At 41.7% G+C, this 19092-nt stretch carries 12 protein-coding genes; 11 read left to right on the plus strand and 1 reads right to left on the minus strand.

Annotation, left to right across the window (positions count from 1 at the left end; genetic code table 11):
• Positions 1-714 precede the first annotated feature (714 nt).
• The 8 genes from H6G08_RS05065 (at position 715) to H6G08_RS05115 (ending at position 13653) form a co-directional block, all read left to right on the plus strand.
• A complete protein-coding gene (locus H6G08_RS05065; RefSeq protein WP_190539286.1) occupies positions 715-1449 on the plus strand; it encodes an SDR family oxidoreductase in 735 nt (244 codons plus the stop codon).
• 592 nt (positions 1450-2041) lie between these two features.
• Entirely contained in the window at positions 2042-3916 is a 1875-nt protein-coding gene (locus H6G08_RS05070) for an iron uptake porin (RefSeq protein ID WP_190539288.1), read from the plus strand.
• 529 nt (positions 3917-4445) lie between these two features.
• A complete protein-coding gene (locus tag H6G08_RS05075) occupies positions 4446-4784 on the plus strand; it encodes a carboxymuconolactone decarboxylase family protein (protein ID WP_096603731.1) in 339 nt (112 codons plus the stop codon).
• Positions 4785-5413: 629 nt separating this feature from the next.
• Complete coding sequence (locus H6G08_RS05080; RefSeq protein ID WP_190539290.1) at positions 5414-6970, plus strand: EthD domain-containing protein; 1557 nt, start codon at positions 5414-5416, stop codon at positions 6968-6970.
• 1 nt (position 6971) lies between these two features.
• The gene (locus H6G08_RS37345; protein WP_242046067.1) at positions 6972-10604 is read left to right on the plus strand and encodes a nuclear transport factor 2 family protein; all 3633 of its coding nucleotides are present in this window, start codon (positions 6972-6974) and stop codon (positions 10602-10604) included.
• A gap of 20 nt (positions 10605-10624) precedes the next feature.
• The gene (locus H6G08_RS05105) at positions 10625-12145 is read left to right on the plus strand and encodes a Nif11-like leader peptide family RiPP precursor (protein WP_190539291.1); all 1521 of its coding nucleotides are present in this window, start codon (positions 10625-10627) and stop codon (positions 12143-12145) included.
• 255 nt (positions 12146-12400) lie between these two features.
• Complete coding sequence (locus tag H6G08_RS05110; protein ID WP_190539293.1) at positions 12401-12763, plus strand: antibiotic biosynthesis monooxygenase family protein; 363 nt, start codon at positions 12401-12403, stop codon at positions 12761-12763.
• Between the two features lie 254 nt (positions 12764-13017).
• A complete protein-coding gene (locus H6G08_RS05115) occupies positions 13018-13653 on the plus strand; it encodes a DJ-1/PfpI family protein (RefSeq protein WP_190539295.1) in 636 nt (211 codons plus the stop codon).
• Between the two features lie 66 nt (positions 13654-13719).
• Here the strand turns inward: H6G08_RS05115 and H6G08_RS05120 are convergent, their stop codons facing one another.
• Entirely contained in the window at positions 13720-14907 is a 1188-nt protein-coding gene (locus H6G08_RS05120; protein ID WP_190539296.1) for a low temperature requirement protein A, read from the minus strand.
• Positions 14908-16046: 1139 nt separating this feature from the next.
• Between H6G08_RS05120 and H6G08_RS05125 the strand changes: the two genes are divergently transcribed.
• From H6G08_RS05125 to H6G08_RS05135, 3 genes are all read left to right on the plus strand, one after another.
• Positions 16047-17873, plus strand: coding sequence for an AGE family epimerase/isomerase (locus H6G08_RS05125; RefSeq protein WP_190539298.1), 1827 nt, complete (start codon positions 16047-16049; stop codon positions 17871-17873).
• Positions 17874-17893: 20 nt separating this feature from the next.
• A complete protein-coding gene (locus H6G08_RS05130) occupies positions 17894-18295 on the plus strand; it encodes an anti-sigma factor antagonist (protein WP_190539300.1) in 402 nt (133 codons plus the stop codon).
• 102 nt (positions 18296-18397) lie between these two features.
• The gene (locus H6G08_RS05135; protein ID WP_242046068.1) at positions 18398-19009 is read left to right on the plus strand and encodes a hypothetical protein; all 612 of its coding nucleotides are present in this window, start codon (positions 18398-18400) and stop codon (positions 19007-19009) included.
• Positions 19010-19092: the final 83 nt, after the last annotated feature.

A 19092-nucleotide genomic window follows, 5' to 3' on the forward strand; every position in this document is an offset into this window, starting at 1 on the left:
GTCAAAACAAAAACTAAGTGTTGGCGTAATTAAACGCTAGGTAGTCAATACAAGAGTAAGTACAATAAAATAAAAGAAAATTCTGGGAAATTCTCAATTACTGGGCAGTTTCTACAGCATCACCTCGATCGGGTAGTGATGGAAAATGAATAGAGATTGAGTTTAGCGACCTGCAAGTATGCAGTTAGAAACACGATTAACTCTAGAAACTGGAAAAGCCTTGGCGATCGCAATACTGGATGATGCTTTAGCCGCTCCCTACATCTTGTAGTTTTTTGAATTTATCTATGTAAGATAAATGTGTATTTTGATTATTATGTCAATTCTCTGTATTTAATACTTGTCCTTCATCTAACGTCACATTCTGCTACTCTTGATTGCCTTTGGATAGATTCTAAAATATCCAAGTTGAGACTGATGAGGAAATCATATCTCCATTTTCAAGATTTTGGAAGAAAGTTGATGTATCTCAAGATGGCTCGTACAAATCAAGATGCTACTCAGGCAAACACATCTACATTTTGGTAATTTACACTTATATTAAGCAGCAACTATAAGTCATTAATATTACAACATAATTATCTTGTAATAAACAATGCAGTTTTATAGTTATTGAGTAATATAGAATACCCAACAGCAGCATTTACTACTTAAATTGGCTAAAAATGATATTCTGATTTTCAAAGTAAAACGACTCTAGTAAGGATTTAGGCAATGACAAAATTAACTGGAAAAGTTGCACTTGTAACAGCTTCATCCCGTGGTATTGGCAGAGCAGTTGCCAAACGTCTAGCAGCAGATGGTGCCGCAGTTGTCGTAAACTATGTCTCTTCACCAGAAAAAGCCGAGACTGTAGTCAAAGAAATTGTAGATGGAGGCGGAAGAGCGATCGCAATTCCCGGTAGTGTGGCGAATAAAGCAGACGTACTGCGATTATTTGACGAAACAGAGTCTAAATTCGGTACCATCGACATTGTTGTCAATGTTGCGGGCGCATCCGTGTTTAAACCTCATATCGAATTGACCGATGAAGACTTTGACAAAGTATTTTTAGTGAATGCTAAAGGTGCAATGTATATATTGCAAGAAGCCGCAAAGCGCATTAAAGATGGCGGTCGCATAGTACAATTTTCTACCGGAGGTACAATGATGCCCGTACCTACTGGTGGTATTTATGCTGCCAGCAAAGCGGCAGGTGAACGATTCGCCTTTGCCCTTGCCAAGGAACTTGGGCATCGTCAGGTAACGGTAAATGTAGTATCCCCAGGCGTGACAAATACGGATGGGTTGATTATGCCGAAAGAAGCTGTAGATCAACTGATTCAGCAAACACCTCTGGGAAGACTAGGACAACCAGAAGATGTAGCCGATGTAGTGGCTTTTTTAGTTAGCGATAATGCTCATTGGATGACAGGACAAAACATCCAAGCTAATGGGGGCATTTTGTAGTTTTCACAATTTCCAACCTAATTCACAGCCACCATCTTTCACTTTGCTTTTGGCATACCTGCTGATAACGCGGCAAGGTAACAAAGTTACTGTATCTTAGAGATTTCTTGAATAGTTCTCAAAGGTATACCACTACTAGACAATGTGAATTGGTTGAACTCAAGTTAATTAGGGGCTTCCAAGTAAGAAATATTTCATTGCTATTGTTCGCTATTGACTGTTGATTATTGACAGGAGACAATCAAATCTCCCTGGCTAGAAGCGGAATAATTTATTGTTGGAAGTTCCCTGATTTATCCATCTGTGTTCTGCTGTTTATTAGTTCGCTACCCCACGGAGTATTGCAAAAACGAATACAGTCTGGATTTTTGAGTTTTGTGGTGGCATATCTCCAGCCAGAATATGGACAATAATCAATTGCTCAACTGGAGTAAGTTGCTTAGATATTAGCTCTTAACCAACTCCCAAAACCTGAAACTTATTACCCATCAGTGGGAAAGCACTGCCAACTTTTTATGCCAAAAGCTTGGATATTCCAGGTGTGAAGTTTAACATAACTATATTTATATCCTGACCCAAATACTGAAAATCCATGAGAAGTTTAAAATTCCTTGGCAAGCATCGTTCTGTTTACAGACAGATACTGCTGACAATCTCAGCCATCCTGGTTTACCAAATACTGCCAACTTCGATTCAGGTACTAGCTAAAGAAGTCAATCAGGATGCTACCCAGTCAGTTACAGAGCAAAAAGCTTTAGATGGCCAAGGAATAGATGAATTGTTATTTTTCTCATCCCTATCGACAACTGTTAATTCTAGCCAAACAGTTTCTCAAGGACAAAATCGGCAGAAAATTATTGCTCAAACTACTAGCGAGTCGCCAACAACCCCAAAGCCAAGCTCCTTGCCTGCATTGGATTCTAACCTATTAGAGCCAGCCAACGCAGATGAACAAGAAAACGATCCAATGGCTCAAGTCACCAACATTTCTCAGTTGCAGGATGTGCAGCCAACAGATTGGGCCTTCAGCGCTCTACAATCTTTAGTTGAGCGCTATGGTTGTATTGCTGGTTATCCTAATGGTACATTCCGTGGCGATCGCGCTTTGACTCGTTATGAATTTGCTGCTGGCTTAAATGCTTGTTTAGACCGGATTAATGAACTAATTGGTACGGCTACTCAAGAGTTAGTGACCAAACAAGACCTAGAAACTTTAAAACGGTTACAAGAAGAATTTGCTACTGAACTGGCTACCCTACGGGGTCGGGTAGATGCTTTAGAAGCACGCACTACAGAATTAGAAGCCAATCAATTCTCTACTACAACCAAACTATTTGGTAATTTAAGAGTTCAAACTAACGCTTACTTTTCGGGTGATGGTAATCCTCAAACCAACATACAATACAATTTCTTCCTCGGACTGCTGACTAGCTTTACAGGCCGAGATTTGTTATTTACCGGTCTTGGCGCTACAAGTACTGCATTTCCTGAGCTAGCAACTAACAATAATGGTAGAGATGTTGGTTCTACAAGAGAAGGTTCCAGCGATACCACGGGTTCCGGCGATAGTTTCAGCAACGTCAGAATACTGGGATTAGAATATCAATTTCCCATCGGTGACAATTTATTGATCAATGTTATTGCTGCTAATAGATATCGTTTTAGCCCAGTTCTCTTGTCTCAGTTTCTGCCTTACTATACCATTGGTCGCGGGCCTATTAGTGCTTTTGCTGAGGCACCCCCTATTTATTTAGTGGGAGCAGGGACTGGCATTTCTGCAAGTTATAAGATTGTAGACTCGACAGTACTAACTTTGACTTACCAAGGAACTTTTGCCAACGAGTCCCAAGCCGGAGGTTTGTTTAATGGAGACTATGTTGCTGCCGCTCAGGTTAACTACAATCCCAATCCCGGTTTATTCTTGCAGGCTTTATATCAACACGGCTACTTTAATCCTGGCAATTTTGGCTTTCACAGTGGTCAAACGTTTAGAGGCAATGGTTTTGTAGGTAGTGCGCTGGCCAATCGTTTTGATGATGCTGGTGTTTTGTTTGATGAAGCATCAGCAGTTAGTACTAATGCTTATCAGATTGGTGGCTATTTTGCAATTAGTCCTAAGGTAGTAATTGGTGGTTGGGCTAATCTCATCCAAGCCAGACTCATCGGCAAAGGAGATGCTGATATTTGGACTTATTCAATTCAAGCTGCCTTTCCTGATTTGTTTAGAAAAGGCAATCAAGGAGGGTTAATTGTTGGTATGGAGCCGACTCTGACTGGTGTCAGAACAAGTTTGCCTTATGCACAATTCAAAAACGATACCTCATTACATATTGAAGCTTATTATCGGCATCAGCTTTCCGAGCAAATCTCTATTAGTCCTTCTGTGATTTGGATTACATCACCCAACCAAGATGCTAATAATGAGGATATTGTCATTGGTGGTATCAGAACTACTTTCAACTTTTAGATAAATCTATTGCCGTCACAGACAGCTTTTATAGTGTTTTTCTGAATCCAGATGTAAAAAGTTATTAAATTCAGGGTAATGAAAAAATAGAGTCATGCCAATATCTTAGTAAGAAGTACACATAAAGCAAGCGTCAAGCTTGTTAGCCCTGTATTTGCCATCGGGGCTGAAACATTGTACTTAAAATTCAAGCTCACCAGCAGTAAAATGTCAGTGAGATTCAGAGTCAGCAAACCCCGACTGTCTGTGGGTTATTCAGTCAAAACTTAAACCCACAGCAAAACTGCGAATAGATACTGGAGATCCTCATTTATTCATCATTTATTCAGTTAGGGTTCTATAGCTACCTAAGCGATCGCCCTTAACTCGATATATATGAAATATTAGCTTAATAACGATAAAGTGATGATTAAGTTTTGCTGCATAAATCTTTAGATTTGCTGCATAAACACTTAATCTCTCCCAGGCAAGAAGTTATAGTTGACACAGTTCATAACCACTACTGAGAAAATTAGGGAAAAGTTGGGTAATGAAATACGAAAATGCGGTTTTAGATGACAAAGAACTACAAAAAGCTTTAATACAAATCAATCCTAAATTTGGTGACTTTGTCACCAGGGTTGCAGGTGAAGCTTGGGGTTTACCGCTCATTGACCAAAAAACCAAAGCGCTGATCACAATCGCTATTGACGTAGTCAATCAAGACCAGGTAGGGCCGGGTAACCCCTTTGGCGCGCACGTGAATATGGCACTCCAGCAGGGAGCAACTAGGGAGGAGATTGAAGAACTATTATTATTCCTGTGTGTTTACGCAGGTTTTAATAAAGTGGCAGGTTGTTTTGGCACGCTCAACGAAATTCTCAAGTAGAACACAGGGGCAAATTTCCGAAATCAGTATATTCCGCATTGTAGCCCTACAAAGTAGCTCTGGTAAGGTATAGATAGAGAGAGATTCCCAAGACTTCTTCTTGATATCGCCTAGATAGATGTTATTCCTCTATATATGTAGAGAATAATAAGTACAAAAGGACAAACACCAACCTTCAGGTGGCACAGGATCGAAATCTTAGAGCATAAGAGCTTGAATTCTTTTGTCTTGTTGTACTACAGAGATAGTTGTTGTGCGATCGCATTTGATAAATTAACTGACAAGGTTTTTAGAGCTGGAGTCAGTAAAAAAAGTAGGCGTAACTAGCAAAGATCGCTCACTTGCAACCTGAGAAATTCAGGATCGCACAAGAAATATTTCTTCAATCCATCAAGAGTAGCGATCGCCTAAAAAACAAAATCATCTCTGGATAATCATCATGGCTGATAGCTATTCTGAGCATCAGATTGTTTTACCACGCTTTTCGGCACTATCTGCTTAAAATCAGGTAATATATAGCAAAAACCTTAATTTTCCCTAAAATTCAGCTTTCTTGGTTACCTAAAGTGACATAAGTAGAGTGTGATATCACCAGAGAACAACCATAGTGTGGACAAAGGACAGCAAGCATGGTTTCAACCATCAACAAGGCGGCAAAGGTTGACTATTCAGCACGGGATAGTAAAGGAAAAGTAGCCTTCTACGTCCTCCTGTGGAAACGACAAGGAATCTCCTTAGAGATTTTTGATGACTACTGGAGAGACGTACATGGCCCGGTCTGTGCTAGATTGCCAGGTCAATATCAATACTGGCAGTTTCATGTGGCTCATAACGAAGGGGGTTTATGGCCAGAAATTCCCGGTTTAGATTATAGATGGGAAAATGACGATAACTTTGATGGCATTGCAGAATTAACCTTTGAAAGTGATGCAGACCGGCAAACATGGTTTAAAGCGTCAGCCATTCTCATGGATGACGAACACAACCTGTTTCGTAAAGCCATCGGTTACAACAGCAGCCCCGGTAATTCCATCACTTATATAGATCGTATCCCCACAGGCGATCCCAACGGCGAAGTTGGAGCCATCAAATTCCATGTTTTAATCAAAAAAGCTGATGGTGCAAGTACAGAAGCTTTCCGCCGCTATCTGACAGAGACATTTGCCCCCAAAGTCAGCAACAATGATGTAGTACTTAAATTACGCTTGCATTTATTTGAAGAAGTCGATAATTCTCGCCCAGATGCAGCCGGGGTGAGTCATTATGAACCACCAGCCAAGCAATATCATGCAGCTTTTGAAATTGCTTTTTTAACTCATCTGGACAGAGAAAAGTTTTTCGCCTCTGCTGATTATGCAGCAGCAGTGCAAGATGCAGCTAAATATCTCAAACAAATTCAACCATTCCCCGAAAGGTCGGCTTATACCTTTGTATACAACAGTCAGATGACTTTAGCCGGTCAACGTAGTTCTTCAGTAGCCGAACTGATCACAGACATCGGTGCAGTTAATCAACTTCAAGAGGACATAACATCTCTCATGCTCAATTACAATCTTTACAGCTCTCCAACCAACGGTTATGCTTCGGCTCAAGCTACCCAAACCCAGCCAAAACCTGTGAAAAAGCGCGTAAATTATTATCAAGGTTTGTCAGCTGACTATTCTCGTCCGGGACTTGTTAGCCCCTATGTAGCCAAAAAGCTAATTGAGGATGCAGAAAAAATTGTGGCAATGAAAGAACCGAGATTGCCAGAAATCAATTCTTATTACACATTAGAACAAATTGAACGGGAAAACAGAGAATGGTGGCCGACACATTGTGAAGCCTTGAGACAAGGAAGAGGCGATATCTTAACTGGAGAGTACCGCGACGATTTAGTTTATTTTTGTCAAGATGGCCCCTACCAAGGCTTAGAACAGCAAAAAGAAAGAGAAAAACATTGGTGGGCATTAATTGCTCAACCAGGAGTCACCATGTGCTGGCCCATCGTCATGTTTTATGGCGAACACACATACTTTGAATGGAAGTGTGTAGACGACGAAACCAACGAAACTTTAGCCAAAGGTAATGTCACCTGGGTACGCCGAGGGCACCGTGGTGCTTGCTATTTAAAAACAGAACAATTGACTTTCTACCGCGATGTATTTGCTCCCAATGAACTCCTGAACTTGATCACCACAGCTTAAAATGAAACAGGAAAGAGCATATAAAAATGCCGTCCTAGATGACCAAGAACTGCAAGAAAGTTTAAAACAAATCAATCCCAAGTTTGGTGACTTTGTAATTCGGGTAGCAGGTGAAGCCTGGGGTTTGCCACTTATTGACCAAAAAACTAAGGCTCTGATTACCATCGCTATTGATGTCGTCAATCAGGATCATAGAGGTGCTGGCAACCCTTTCGCGGCCCATATAAATATGGCTCTCAAACAGGGAGCCACCCGCGAAGAAATTGAAGAGCTGCTGCTGTTCTTATGCGTTTATGCGGGTTTTAATAAAGTTGCGGCTTGTTTCGGCACCCTGAACCAGATTTTTGACAATTTAAATAGCATACCAAGGACAGCAGCAATGCTTTCAGCAACCAAAGAATCAAACCAAGCTGATTATTCAGCACGGGATAGTCAAGGAAAAGTAGCCTTCTACGTCCTCCTGTGGAAACGAGATGCCATTTCCCTAGAGCTGTTTGATAATTACTGGAAAGATGTACACGGCCCAGTCTGTGCTAGATTACCCGGTCAATATCAATACTGGCAGTTTCATGTGGCTCGTAACGAAGGGTGTTTATGGCCAGAAATTCCCGGTTTAGATTATAGCTGGGACATTGAAGATAACTTTGATGGGATTGCAGAGTTAACCTTTGAAAGTGACGCAGACCGGCAAACCTGGTTCCAAGCGTCAGCCATTCTCATGGATGACGAACACAACCTGTTTCGTAAAGCCATTGGTTATAACACCAGTCCTGGTAATTCCATCACTTATCTAGATCGTATCCCCACAGGCGATCCCAACGGTGAAGTCGGAGTCATCAAATTTCATGTTTTAATCAAAAAAGCTGATGGTGCGAGTACAGCAGCTTTTCGCCGCTATCTGACAGACACATTTGCCCCCAAAGTCAGCAATAGCGATGTAGTACTCAAATTGCGCTTGCATCTATTTGAAGAAGTTGATAATTCTCGCCCAGATGCAGCCGGGGTGAGTCATTACGAACCACCAGTCAAGCAATATCATGCAGCTTGTGAAATTGCTTTCTTAAATCCGTTGGACAGAGAAAAGTTTTTCGCCTCTGCTGATTATGCAGCAGCATTGCAAGATGCCGCTCAATATATCAAACAAATCCAACCTTTTTCCGAAAGGTCGGCTTATACCTTTGTATATAACAGTCAGATGACTCTCGCCGGTCAGAGGAGTGCCAAGGTAGCCGATTTAATTACTAAAATTGGAGCTGCTAACCAAATCCAGAATGATATTGTTTCACTAATGATTAATGGTCAGACTGATTACGCAAACGGCAAAGTTTTAGCTCAGAATGGTCAAGCTGCTCTGCAAAACCACCAGCCAGTTAATAGTTCTGGATTAGGTCATTTATTGCAAGGCGTGCAGCACGTTGGTGTGACAATTCATGACATGGCTAAATCCCTCGAATTTTATACAGAAGTATTAGGAGGGAAATTAGTTGTTGGGGAAAGCGAGTTAGTAGGTGATGTCATCCAAAATACGCTGTTTCAAAAAGAAGAATTGGAAGCATTAGCTCAAGGAATCGATCCGGAGAAAGCCGATATTCCTCATTTGCGAAGTGGCAAACAAGACGCTTTAGATGTCAAATTTATTTCTTTTGGCAATACTGTCGTTGAACTTATTTATGTGAGAGAAGCTGGCAAAGCTAACGCTCCTTATGGTTCAAGAACAAGTATTCCTTCTCACATTGGTCATGTTAATGCCATGCACATTTCATTCAACGTTAAAGAAGGCGTTGATTTGAATGAATTTGCCAAAATCTTGGAAGAAGAATCTCACAGAAGAGGTATGAAAAATGTGGTTTGTAACCGCGTGATTCATGTCAAATCTGAAGCCGAAAGAAGAGCAGTTGCGCTGAGATACAATTCTTTTAAATTTTGGAATGAACCAGAAGCTATAGCAGCAGGCGAACCAGAAGTAGACTGGAGCAAAGACCCGATGGAAGGCTGGTCTTTGTTTTACTGCAAAGGGCCGAATGGCGAACAGTTAGAATTTAACCAAGTTACCCGCAAGGTGAAAACTCGCTTCCAAGAATCGATGGAGGAATATAACCAAGCTAACGGTACATCCTTCATTTTTCCCGACAATCAAGTTGCCAATGACATTCTCAAAGCCAGAAGTTTTCAGCAAGTTTTAAATGGCCAAAGTTCAGGCAAGACAGGGCTATATTTCACATTTAGTATTCCTGTATATGCTGCTTGGGATATTGTTTGGGATGTCGTAAAAGACAAGATTGAAAATACATCACGATATAATCCTGAAGCCCAAGCACCGCAGATTTTGGCGAGATTCCACGATGGGATGCTGCGACAAATGAATGCCCTGGGAATGGTTGTCAAAGAAAGAATAACTATAGATGAAAAATTAGGCTCAATCACCCATGATTTAGTAGATAATCCACTGTTCAAGGGCAGAATAATTAACACAGTTGTCCGAGCCAAAGAGCCTCATACCCCTGTAAGTATTAGCTACACACTGAACTGGGAACCAGTGAATGCAGAAGCTATAAAAATGGTTCCAAAAATTGAAGAAAAACTTCACCAAGCAATTGAAAAATCTGTATTGCTTGCCAAAGAAGTTGCCGAAAATCAAGCAGCACAAAAAAAAGACAATTTCCAACTACAAGCGTCAACTAATAGAGGAAACTTAATGTCCAACAACTTGCCGGGAACAAATACAGACCTAGTAAAACGTTTGTTCTCCAGAGGCGAAGCATTTGATTCGGAAGGGTTCGTGACCTTTTTTACAGACACACCAGTATATCAGTTCGGCAACTTCGATGTCTGTTTAGATAAAGAGTCGATCAAAAAATCAGCCGATGCCTTCTTTAGTAAAATCGATGCCGTTTACCACGAGATCAAGAATATCTGGGAAGCAGGAGATGTGGTATTCGTAGAAATGGATGTGCTTTATTGGCGCAAAGACGGCTCAATGATTGCACTGCCGTGCAGTGATATTTTCCGGGTTGAAGGAGATAAATTCAGTGAACTGAGGATTTTCATGGATGTGAATCCTGTATTTAATCCGAGAATCTCCGTACCCCAATCTGCTTCAGTACTGACAGTGAGCAAAGGGCAACGGTTGATTCCTCCGGGAACCATGAGAAAACACTTTGCGGAGCATCCCGAAGGGAAAGAAAGAGTAGCCCAAGGATATGTGCCTAAATGGGCAACTGCTGGCCCTAAATGGTCTATAGGTAGCGAAAACGGCAGAGTAGCCTCCTCAGAACAATTAAAAGCCGTTGGGGAACTATCCCAGGCAATTATGGCCGAAGATTGGGCAAAAGTAAAAACTTATTTGACCGATGACCTATTGTACAAAGTCGGTTCAGGTGAACCGATGTATGGCCCCAACGCTGTGGTGGATTTCTTCAAACAGACCTTTAAAACTACCGCCAAGTTTTATGGTCATGATGCCAGAAAAATTTGGGTAGAACCAGACATCATTACCATCGAAATGGATGCGAAATACGAACTGGTTCACAACAAAAAGCATGTGAAGGTTGCTTGCTGCGACATCTACCGGATGCGTGGTAACAAGGTCAGTGAATGGCGAGTTTATGCTGATATGACCCCTTGGCAAAACTGAGATAATCTTAGGAGATAGTAATGTCGCAGAAAGTACTCAATCTTTTACAAGCAGCTTTTGAACAGCCAAATCTACAAGAAAAACTTCATGCTGCTGATACAGCTGAGCAATTCGTCAAGATTGCTAAAGAGAACGGCTATGAATTAACTCAACAAGAATTGGCATCAGCACTTGGGAAAGTCCATGTGGTTTTTGGCCAAGTCGTCCAGTCAATGATGGATGAGTTGGTATCACAAGCACCAAATCAAAACGGAAAAGGCCCAGTAATAGAAAAGATTTCCGGAACAAATACAGACCTAGTAAAACGTTTGTTCTCCAGAGGCGAAGCATTTGATTCGGAAGGGTTCGTGACCTTTTTTACAGACACACCAGTATATCAGTTCGGTAACTTCGATGTCTGTTTAGATAAAGAGTCGATCAAAAAATCAGCCGATGCCTTCTTTAGTAAAATCGATGCCGTTTACCACGAAATCAAGGTGATTTGGGAAGAAGGCGATGCGGTATTCGTCGAAATGGATGTGCTTTATTGGCGCAAGGACGGCTCGATGGTATCACTTCCTTGCTTCGATATCTTCCGGGTTGAGGGGGATAAATTCAGTGAACTGAGGATTTTCATGGATGTGAATCCTGTATTTGACCCGACTATCCCAGTTCCTGAATCCGCTTCTGTGCTGACAGTCACCCAAGGAAAGCATGTTCTGCCGCCAGGAACCATGAGAAGACACTTTGCGGAGCATCCCGAAGGGAAAGAAAGAGTCGCCCAAGGATTTGTACCTAAATGGGCAATTGCTGGGCCTAGATGGTCTATCGACAGCGAAAATGGTAAAGTAGCCTCCTCAGAACAATTAAAAGCCGTTGGGGAACTATCCCAAGCAATTATGGCTGAAGATTGGGCAAAAGTGAAAACTTACCTGACCGATGACCTATTGTACAAAGTCGGTTCAGGCGAACCGATGTATGGGCCTAATGCCGTAGTGGATTTCTTTAAACAGACCTTTAAAACTACTGCCAAGTTTTATGGACATGATGCCAGAAAAATTTGGGTAGAACCAGACATCATCACCATTGAAATGGATGCTAAATACGAGCTGGTTCACAATAAGGAACATGTGAAGGTTGCTTGCTGCGACATCTACCGGATGCGTGGTAACAAGGTCAGCGAATGGCGAGTTTACGCTGATATGACCCCTTGGGGTGCAGCTGATGGCAAAGTAGTTGCTCTGGACAAGAAAAAAAGTTCAGAAGTGTTTCCAGTAATCGTTGTTTTCCAAGTCGAAACATCAAAACAGCAGGAACTTTTGGATCACATCGTCGAGTATATGGAAACATATGTGAAGCACCAACCTGGCTTCATATCCTCTACTCTCCACAAGAGTGTGGACGGTACAAGGGTTGTCAACTATGCCCAATGGGAAAGCCCGGAATTCTTCAAAGCCTCAATTAGCGGTAAGATGCGATCGCTTGAGCCGAAGATCTTCCAGCAGTTATCACCAGATGGGCATATGTACGAAATTTATCACCAAGCTACTACTCCGTCTTGAAGGAGCGAGCAAACTGTCTATTGAGAGAATTCCTCGCTTTGCGATCGCTTGAGGTAAATTATTCAGATTTGTCATCAAGATATTTCTCAGGATAACTTTACCTCTTTGATTTCATAATTACGGGATGGCGTGAAAATAAAGTTCAAGATTAGGTGACGTAAACTGCTACTTGATACCAAATTTTTGGGAATGAAAATCCGAAATTTTGCTAATATTGCCCATACTTAATTTCTCAAATAATCAAGGATTTAAAACATGACATCTGAGAAAAAAGGAGCTAATGGTAAAGTAGTTGCTCTGGACAAAGAAAAAAGTTCAGAAGTATTTCCAGTAATCGTTGTTTTCCAAGTTGAAACATCACAACAGCAGGAACTTTTGGATAACATCGTCGAGTATATGGAAACACATGTGAAGCACCAACCTGGCTTCATATCCTCTACTCTCCACAGAAGTGTAGATGGTACTAGGGTTGTCAACTATGCTCAGTGGGAAAGTCCGGAGTTCTTCAAAGCCTCAATTAGTGGTCAGATGCGATCGCTTGAGCCGAAGATATTCCAGCAGTTATCCCCAGACGGACACATGTACGAAATTTATCACCAAGCTATTACTCCATCTTAAAAGACGGAGAACAGTCTCTATTGGGAACATTCCTCTAGAGCTACCGACTGAAGTAAATTATTCAGATTTATCATAAAGATATTTCTCAGGATAACTTTACCTCTTTGATTTAATAATTACGGGATTGTGTGAGAATTAAGTGCTAAATTAGTTGATCCACAATCCTCATTTATGGCAAATTCTTAGGAATTAAAACCGGAAATTTTGCTAATATCGACCATACTTACTTTCTCAAATAATCAAGGATTTAAAACATGGCATCTGAGAAAAAAGGTAAAATTGGTGTACTTATTGAAGAACATTTTGATGCCACTGAATTTCGTCGATTCAATGAGTATTTCCCAGAAAAAGGCTATGAAGTTGAGTATATTTCTCATCTTTGGGGTAACAAAGAACTACGCTTTGGTTCTAATCCAGAAAATGATGAAATAGAATTTCATGTCACAGTTACCACAGAAGTTAACGATATTGACCCGACTGATTATAAAGGCATAATTTGCATTGGCGCTTATGCAATGGATCGCCTGAGATATCAAGTAAATGTGAAAAAGGGTCAAAAAAATCAAGCTCCAGCAGTTGCTTTTCTGCGGAAAGCAATGGCAACAGATAATGTGAAATTAGGGACAATTTGCCATAGTTTGTGGTTGTTCTGTGCCGATCCAGATTTAATTAAGGATCGCAAAGTCACTTGTGCCCATAACATTATTTGTGATGTAGAAAATGCTGGAGCAGATGTGGTTTATGAAAACGATGTGACAGCCGATCTAGTGATCGATGGCAATCTGATTACAGGTAAACATCCGGGAATGGTAGATCAATTTATGGAAGAGTTTGTTAAGGAAATTGAGAAAACTAGCTCTCGGAATCCAGAATTAGCTCAACAAGTTTAATTTAAAGGCGATCAATATGAGTAATGGAGCAAATTCGGTTGTGTGTTTACACAACCGGATATCCATTTACTCCTCAGACAAAATTGGCTGTCGGCTCCTGCTCCATAAATCTAGGGCAACTGTAACCACACAAGCCACCGCAATTAGTGTAGTTAATAATATGGGAGATAAATTTGTCCCAGCAATAGCTAGGACTAAGACAAATCCTGCAGATGCTAAACGATAAATGCTTAAAATTCTACCTTGGCGGTATTTCTCCAAAATACAGGTTGTGAAGTTAATTAAAGCTAAAATTAGCAAGCAAAGTGTGACAGCACCACAAAGTAACCAACGGTCTTTTTCTGGGATGACATTCTCGGTACTTGTGAAAATTATATGCTCAACACCTACGCCTGTAGCCACTAGAGAAATAGCTAGGAGGAGGTGAGCATAAAGCCAAGTAATAAAGGTAGTGATTTTACCTGACTTCATTGTCTCTAATGGCGAACCATCAATGCTATCAAAGTACAGCCACCAAAAGCTAAAAGCAATGCTCATTCCCATTAAAGCGGTGACGATGGATGAAATATTCCACTCCTTTTCAACTACACCCTTAACGACGGCGACGACCGACTCACCTAAGACTATCATCGTAAAAAGTCCCAGTCGCTCTGGCATGTGAGAAATATCTGGGGTGATTTGAGTAGCTAAATGGCCAGTTCCCACAGGAGCTACAAAGTCTATAAACAGTCCCAAGGCCCACAGTGCAAACCGCCAAGGAGGGGGAACAAACAGCGATAATACCCAACAACAAATACCAAGACCAAAACCGTAAATATAGCGGTTAAGTAAGGGACGAGCTAAAGGGACATGATATTTAGCGATGAGAAATTGAACAATGAGAATACTGCGAGCACCGATGTAAGCAATTGCAAAACCAATAGAAGATTTACCTAGACCGTGATGCACATTTATTGCTAAAGCGGCAATTAGCATCATCTGTACAAAAGTTAGCAAGCGATCGGCTAAATCGTCAGTATCAAACAAATTAGCGTAAAAAGTGGCACCTAACCAACAAAACCAAATGGGGATAAAAAGAGCAACGTAGCCGATCACACCTAGTACAGTAACATCTTTACTGAGATTGTGAGCCAATTCCGCGATCGCTACCACAAATATCAAATCGTAAAACAGCTCTAGCCAAGTAGCGCGTCTTTCTTCACCAGTATCTTCGCCAATACGTAATCTTGGCGGTTGCCATAATTTTTTGTTCATTAGAACCGTAATATCCACTACTCATGGAAAACTATTTTACGAGGTTCGTTTCACATCTGAGTTAGGTAATTTATGCAAATTCTGCTTGAACAATCATTATGTAGGTTTGTGTAACTACTTTGCTGTCATCAGTTTTACGAGAATCGCTACATTTTTTGATACTCAGTCCGTCAAAAACATGTAGAATGTCTCTTGTTCTTAGCCAGTCAAATTTACAGAATTCATCTTGATATATGTCAGGAACCTCAGCCTAAAGGCATGAGGCTTGAAAGAGTAATCGACAAGCCATCCTGACCAGCCTAAGTAGGGGCAGGTTGACCGAGATCATCATTAATAGTTGAATATTGGTAAACTCGCCCCTACTATGTTTTTTGAGTCACGACACCAAAGAATGCGAAGCTAGTTCTTTGCTCTGTCGCTGAGGGTTAAGGGACTTCCAGAAAATAAATTATCCAATTTCCGAGAGAAGATATTTTTATTTTTCCCCCTGCTCCCTGCCCCCTGCCCCCTGCCTACACAGTGATAGTATATTTTTTTAGTTGGAAGTCCCTAAACAGTTCTAAGGTCACTGGAACAGTGCTTTCAGCCGAACAAGCTCTTAAAACCTTGGCGTTAGCGCAGCGTTAGCGAGGCACGAGCGTCAGCTAACATTACCCCTTTTGGGAGGCACAACAAAGTGCAAAACACTATGTGTACAGGGTTGCAAGATTTGAAGTGGTAATTGTCCCATTGAAAGTGCATTACAAAAGTACACCGATTCAAGCAACCCCAAGGCAGTAGTGAAAACTATCAAGCCGTCCTATAAGGACGGGGTTTCTACCCATTTTTCTGATGAGTGTCGAGACAGTTAAAGCGTTCCCAGCCATAAAAACAGCAATGCTTTTTGATAGTCGAACTAGATATTGATAAATTCCAGGACTATTACAAACAATTACTCTGACGATGCAACAAGTAATAAATCTGCGAAATTAAATTAAATAGATGACATACGTCAAAATTTAGATTTCGCAACAAAATAGACGGGCACAAAATCAGAAATATCAACCGCCCACGACGCTGAGAACACAAAAACATCGAGTTTCACAGGATACCGACGGAAGTCCGACAATATCTATCCTTTTATTTCTGTAACAACAAAGATGAACAAACTCAACTTCTCAATCTCAGATACAATCACTGGTTACGTCACTGACTTTAACCCCAGTGATAAGTCTTTTGGTATTAAAACCTCAGGCGATCAAGAATACAGAGCATACCTCACACCCACAGTTTATGCCAGAATTGCCCAAAACCTAGAAGAGCCTTATAGAGACTGTACTGGTCAAATTGAACAACTTCTAGTACCAGGGCAACATGTATTCGTCTACGGGATTTATTATCCCCAAGGAGATGGATACAAATTTGAAGCTAAGTCCCTAGTCTTCCCCAACGACAAACCCGGTTCCTATCGCCACGAAGAACCAGACTGGTGGATTAAGCAAATCCGTTCCATTGCTGATAGTTACCTCAAATGGCAGTTTAACTATCCCGATCGCGAAATTGATTACCACGAATATCGTACATATTTACACTTGGCTGGTGGTAAGAAACGCGACGACTTCTTACAAGAAACTGATACCATTTCTCGTCTTGTTTATGGTTTTGCTTCAGCGTTCCTGTTAACCGGTGAAGACCGCTTTCTCCAAGCAGCAGAAAGAGGCACAGATTACCTGCGCGAACACATGCGCTTCTACGATCCTGATGAAAACCTCATTTACTGGTATCACGGTGTAAAAGTTACCGGACGCAGAGAACAAAAACTACTCACCTCCGAGTTTAGCGACGACTACGACGCTATCCCCGCCTACGAACAAATTTACGCCTTAGCCGGGCCAATTCAAACCTACCGGATTACAGGCGATCCGCGCATTCTCAAAGATGCAGAGATGACTGTGGATTTATTTGATAAATTCTTCCTGGATAAAGACGGTGGTGGCTATTTCTCCCACATTGACCCGATTACCCTCGATCCCCGTGCCGAATCTTTAGGTCGTAACCGCGCCCGCAAAAACTGGAACTCAGTCGGTGACCATGCACCTGCTTACCTAATCAACTTATGGTTAGCCACAGGCGAGAAAAAATATGCCGACTTCCTCGAATATACCTTTGACACCATCGCCAAATATTTCCCCGACTACGACGACAGCCCCTTTGTCCAAGAGAAATTTTTTGAAGACTGGAGCAAAGACCAAACCTGGGGTTGGCAGCAAAACCGCGCCGTTGTCGGTCACAACCTAAAAATTGCTTGGAACTTGATGCGGATGAACTCCCTCAAGTCTAAAGAAGAATATGTCCAACTAGCGGAAAAAATCGCTCACCTCATGCCCAAAGTTGGTAGCGACCAACAAAGAGGCGGCTGGTATGACGTAGTTGAAAGAGTTCTCGCTGAAGGTGAAGAACAACACCGCTTTGTTTGGCACGATCGCAAAGCTTGGTGGCAACAAGAACAAGCTATTCTCGCTTACCTCATTCTCTACGGTATCTTAAACAAGCCAGAATACAAAGTTCAAGCCCATGAAGCTGCAGCCTTCTATAATGCCTTCTTCCTGGATCATGATGACGGTGCAGTTTACTTCAACGTTTTAGCCAACGGCTTACCTTACCTGTTGGGTAACGAACGCTTCAAAGGCTCTCACTCTATGAGTGCTTACCACTCAACAGAATTATGCTACTTGTCAGTAGTTTATACCAACCTGCTGATTACCAAACAACCATTAGATTTATACTTTAAACCCCAACCAGGTGCATTCAAAGACAACATCCTGCGAGTGCAGCCAGATATCCTACCTCCTGGTAGCATCAAGATTGGTGCTTGTTGGATCGATGACCAACCATACACCGATTTTGACGCTGAAGGCTTAACGGTGAAACTACCAGACACCAAAGCTCAAGTGAAAGTCAAAGTGACAATTGTCCCTACCGCTTAGTCTGCTGGAAGTGATTAATTATGAACATCATTGTCAAAACAATCCCAAGCAATGCAACTTCAGTAGGAAATGGGGAAGTAACTTTAGTTGAGCTAGAAGGTGAAGTAGACGGTAAAACTGCACCAGAAGTGCAAAAACAAGTTCTACCTTTGGTGCAACCAAACAGTAAATTGTTGGTGGATTTAACAAAAGTGCCTTATATGTCCAGTGCTGGCTTACGTATATTGCTATCCCTACATCGCACATTTAGCGATCAAAAAGGGAAATTTGTACTGGTAGGAGTTGCACCAGAAATTCAAGATACGATGGAGATTACTGGATTTCTCAACTTCTTTAATCTTAGGGACACTGTAGAATCGGGCTTAAATTTTCTCCAAGTCGAAGATGATTCTCTACCTGCCGAATCAACTCTCAAGGATTGAGAATTATCAGCAACAGACGCGGTTAACCAATGTTTGGGCTACCGCGTCCCTGTCTCTCCCATTGGCGGATCTGAATGCCATTTCACTCATTAGCAAAGAACAATGGAGCGCATCGACGTTAATCCCACCCATATCTACGACGGGTTTAAACTCCGTCGGGGTAAACCTTTCCCTTTTGGAGCCACACTGATTCCAGGCGGGGTAAATTTTTCCATTTTTTCCAGTCACGCCAAATCTTGTTCTTTAGTACTGTTTAAAAAACATCAGTCCGAACCTTTGGCGGAAATTCCGTTTCCCGAAGAGTTTCGGATTGGGAATGTTTTTTGCATGGTAGTGTTTGACTTGGACTATGAAGAAATCGAGTATGGCTATCGCATGGATGGCCCCTTCGATCCCAAAGCCGGACACTGGTTTGACAAGAGTAAAATTCTCTTAGATCCCTATGCCAAAATTATTGGCGGTCGGGATGTTTGGGGAGTAACACCAGATTGGAGTGATATCTACCATCATCGCGCCCGGATTGCTTTTGATGACTTTGACTGGGAATCAGAGCGACCTCTGGAAATTCCGCCAGAAGACTTGATTATTTACGAAATGCATGTCCGCAGCTTTACCCGTCATCCGTCCTCTGGGGTGAAGCATCCAGGAACCTTTGCGGCGATTCGGGAGAAGATCCCCTACTTAAAAGAGCTTGTCATTACCAACATCTTTTAAAGTGGAAATGGGGTGTATTAGAGTCAGAGTATGAAATTAGAAAATTTCACAGACCTCCAAACTTGGGCAGTTGAACAATGGGG

The organism is Calothrix anomala FACHB-343 (genome assembly GCF_014696435.1).
Lineage (GTDB): Bacteria > Cyanobacteriota > Cyanobacteriia > Cyanobacteriales > Nostocaceae > Aulosira > Aulosira anomala_A.

What these genes read in the sequence shown, in the direction of transcription:
- H6G08_RS05125 (WP_190539298.1), top strand. Translation starts at nt 16,047, where the DNA reads ATGAACAAACTCAACTTCTCAATCTCAGATACAATCACTGGTTACGTC.
- H6G08_RS05075 (WP_096603731.1), top strand. Translation starts at nt 4,446, where the DNA reads ATGAAATACGAAAATGCGGTTTTAGATGACAAAGAACTACAAAAAGCT.
- H6G08_RS05135 (WP_242046068.1), top strand. Translation starts at nt 18,398, where the DNA reads ATGGAGCGCATCGACGTTAATCCCACCCATATCTACGACGGGTTTAAA.
- H6G08_RS05110 (WP_190539293.1), top strand. Translation starts at nt 12,401, where the DNA reads ATGACATCTGAGAAAAAAGGAGCTAATGGTAAAGTAGTTGCTCTGGAC.
- H6G08_RS05080 (WP_190539290.1), top strand. Translation starts at nt 5,414, where the DNA reads ATGGTTTCAACCATCAACAAGGCGGCAAAGGTTGACTATTCAGCACGG.
- H6G08_RS05065 (WP_190539286.1), top strand. Translation starts at nt 715, where the DNA reads ATGACAAAATTAACTGGAAAAGTTGCACTTGTAACAGCTTCATCCCGT.
- H6G08_RS05070 (WP_190539288.1), top strand. Translation starts at nt 2,042, where the DNA reads ATGAGAAGTTTAAAATTCCTTGGCAAGCATCGTTCTGTTTACAGACAG.
- H6G08_RS05115 (WP_190539295.1), top strand. Translation starts at nt 13,018, where the DNA reads ATGGCATCTGAGAAAAAAGGTAAAATTGGTGTACTTATTGAAGAACAT.
- H6G08_RS37345 (WP_242046067.1), top strand. Translation starts at nt 6,972, where the DNA reads ATGAAACAGGAAAGAGCATATAAAAATGCCGTCCTAGATGACCAAGAA.
- H6G08_RS05120 (WP_190539296.1), bottom strand. Translation starts at nt 14,907, where the DNA reads ATGAACAAAAAATTATGGCAACCGCCAAGATTACGTATTGGCGAAGAT.
- H6G08_RS05130 (WP_190539300.1), top strand. Translation starts at nt 17,894, where the DNA reads ATGAACATCATTGTCAAAACAATCCCAAGCAATGCAACTTCAGTAGGA.
- H6G08_RS05105 (WP_190539291.1), top strand. Translation starts at nt 10,625, where the DNA reads ATGTCGCAGAAAGTACTCAATCTTTTACAAGCAGCTTTTGAACAGCCA.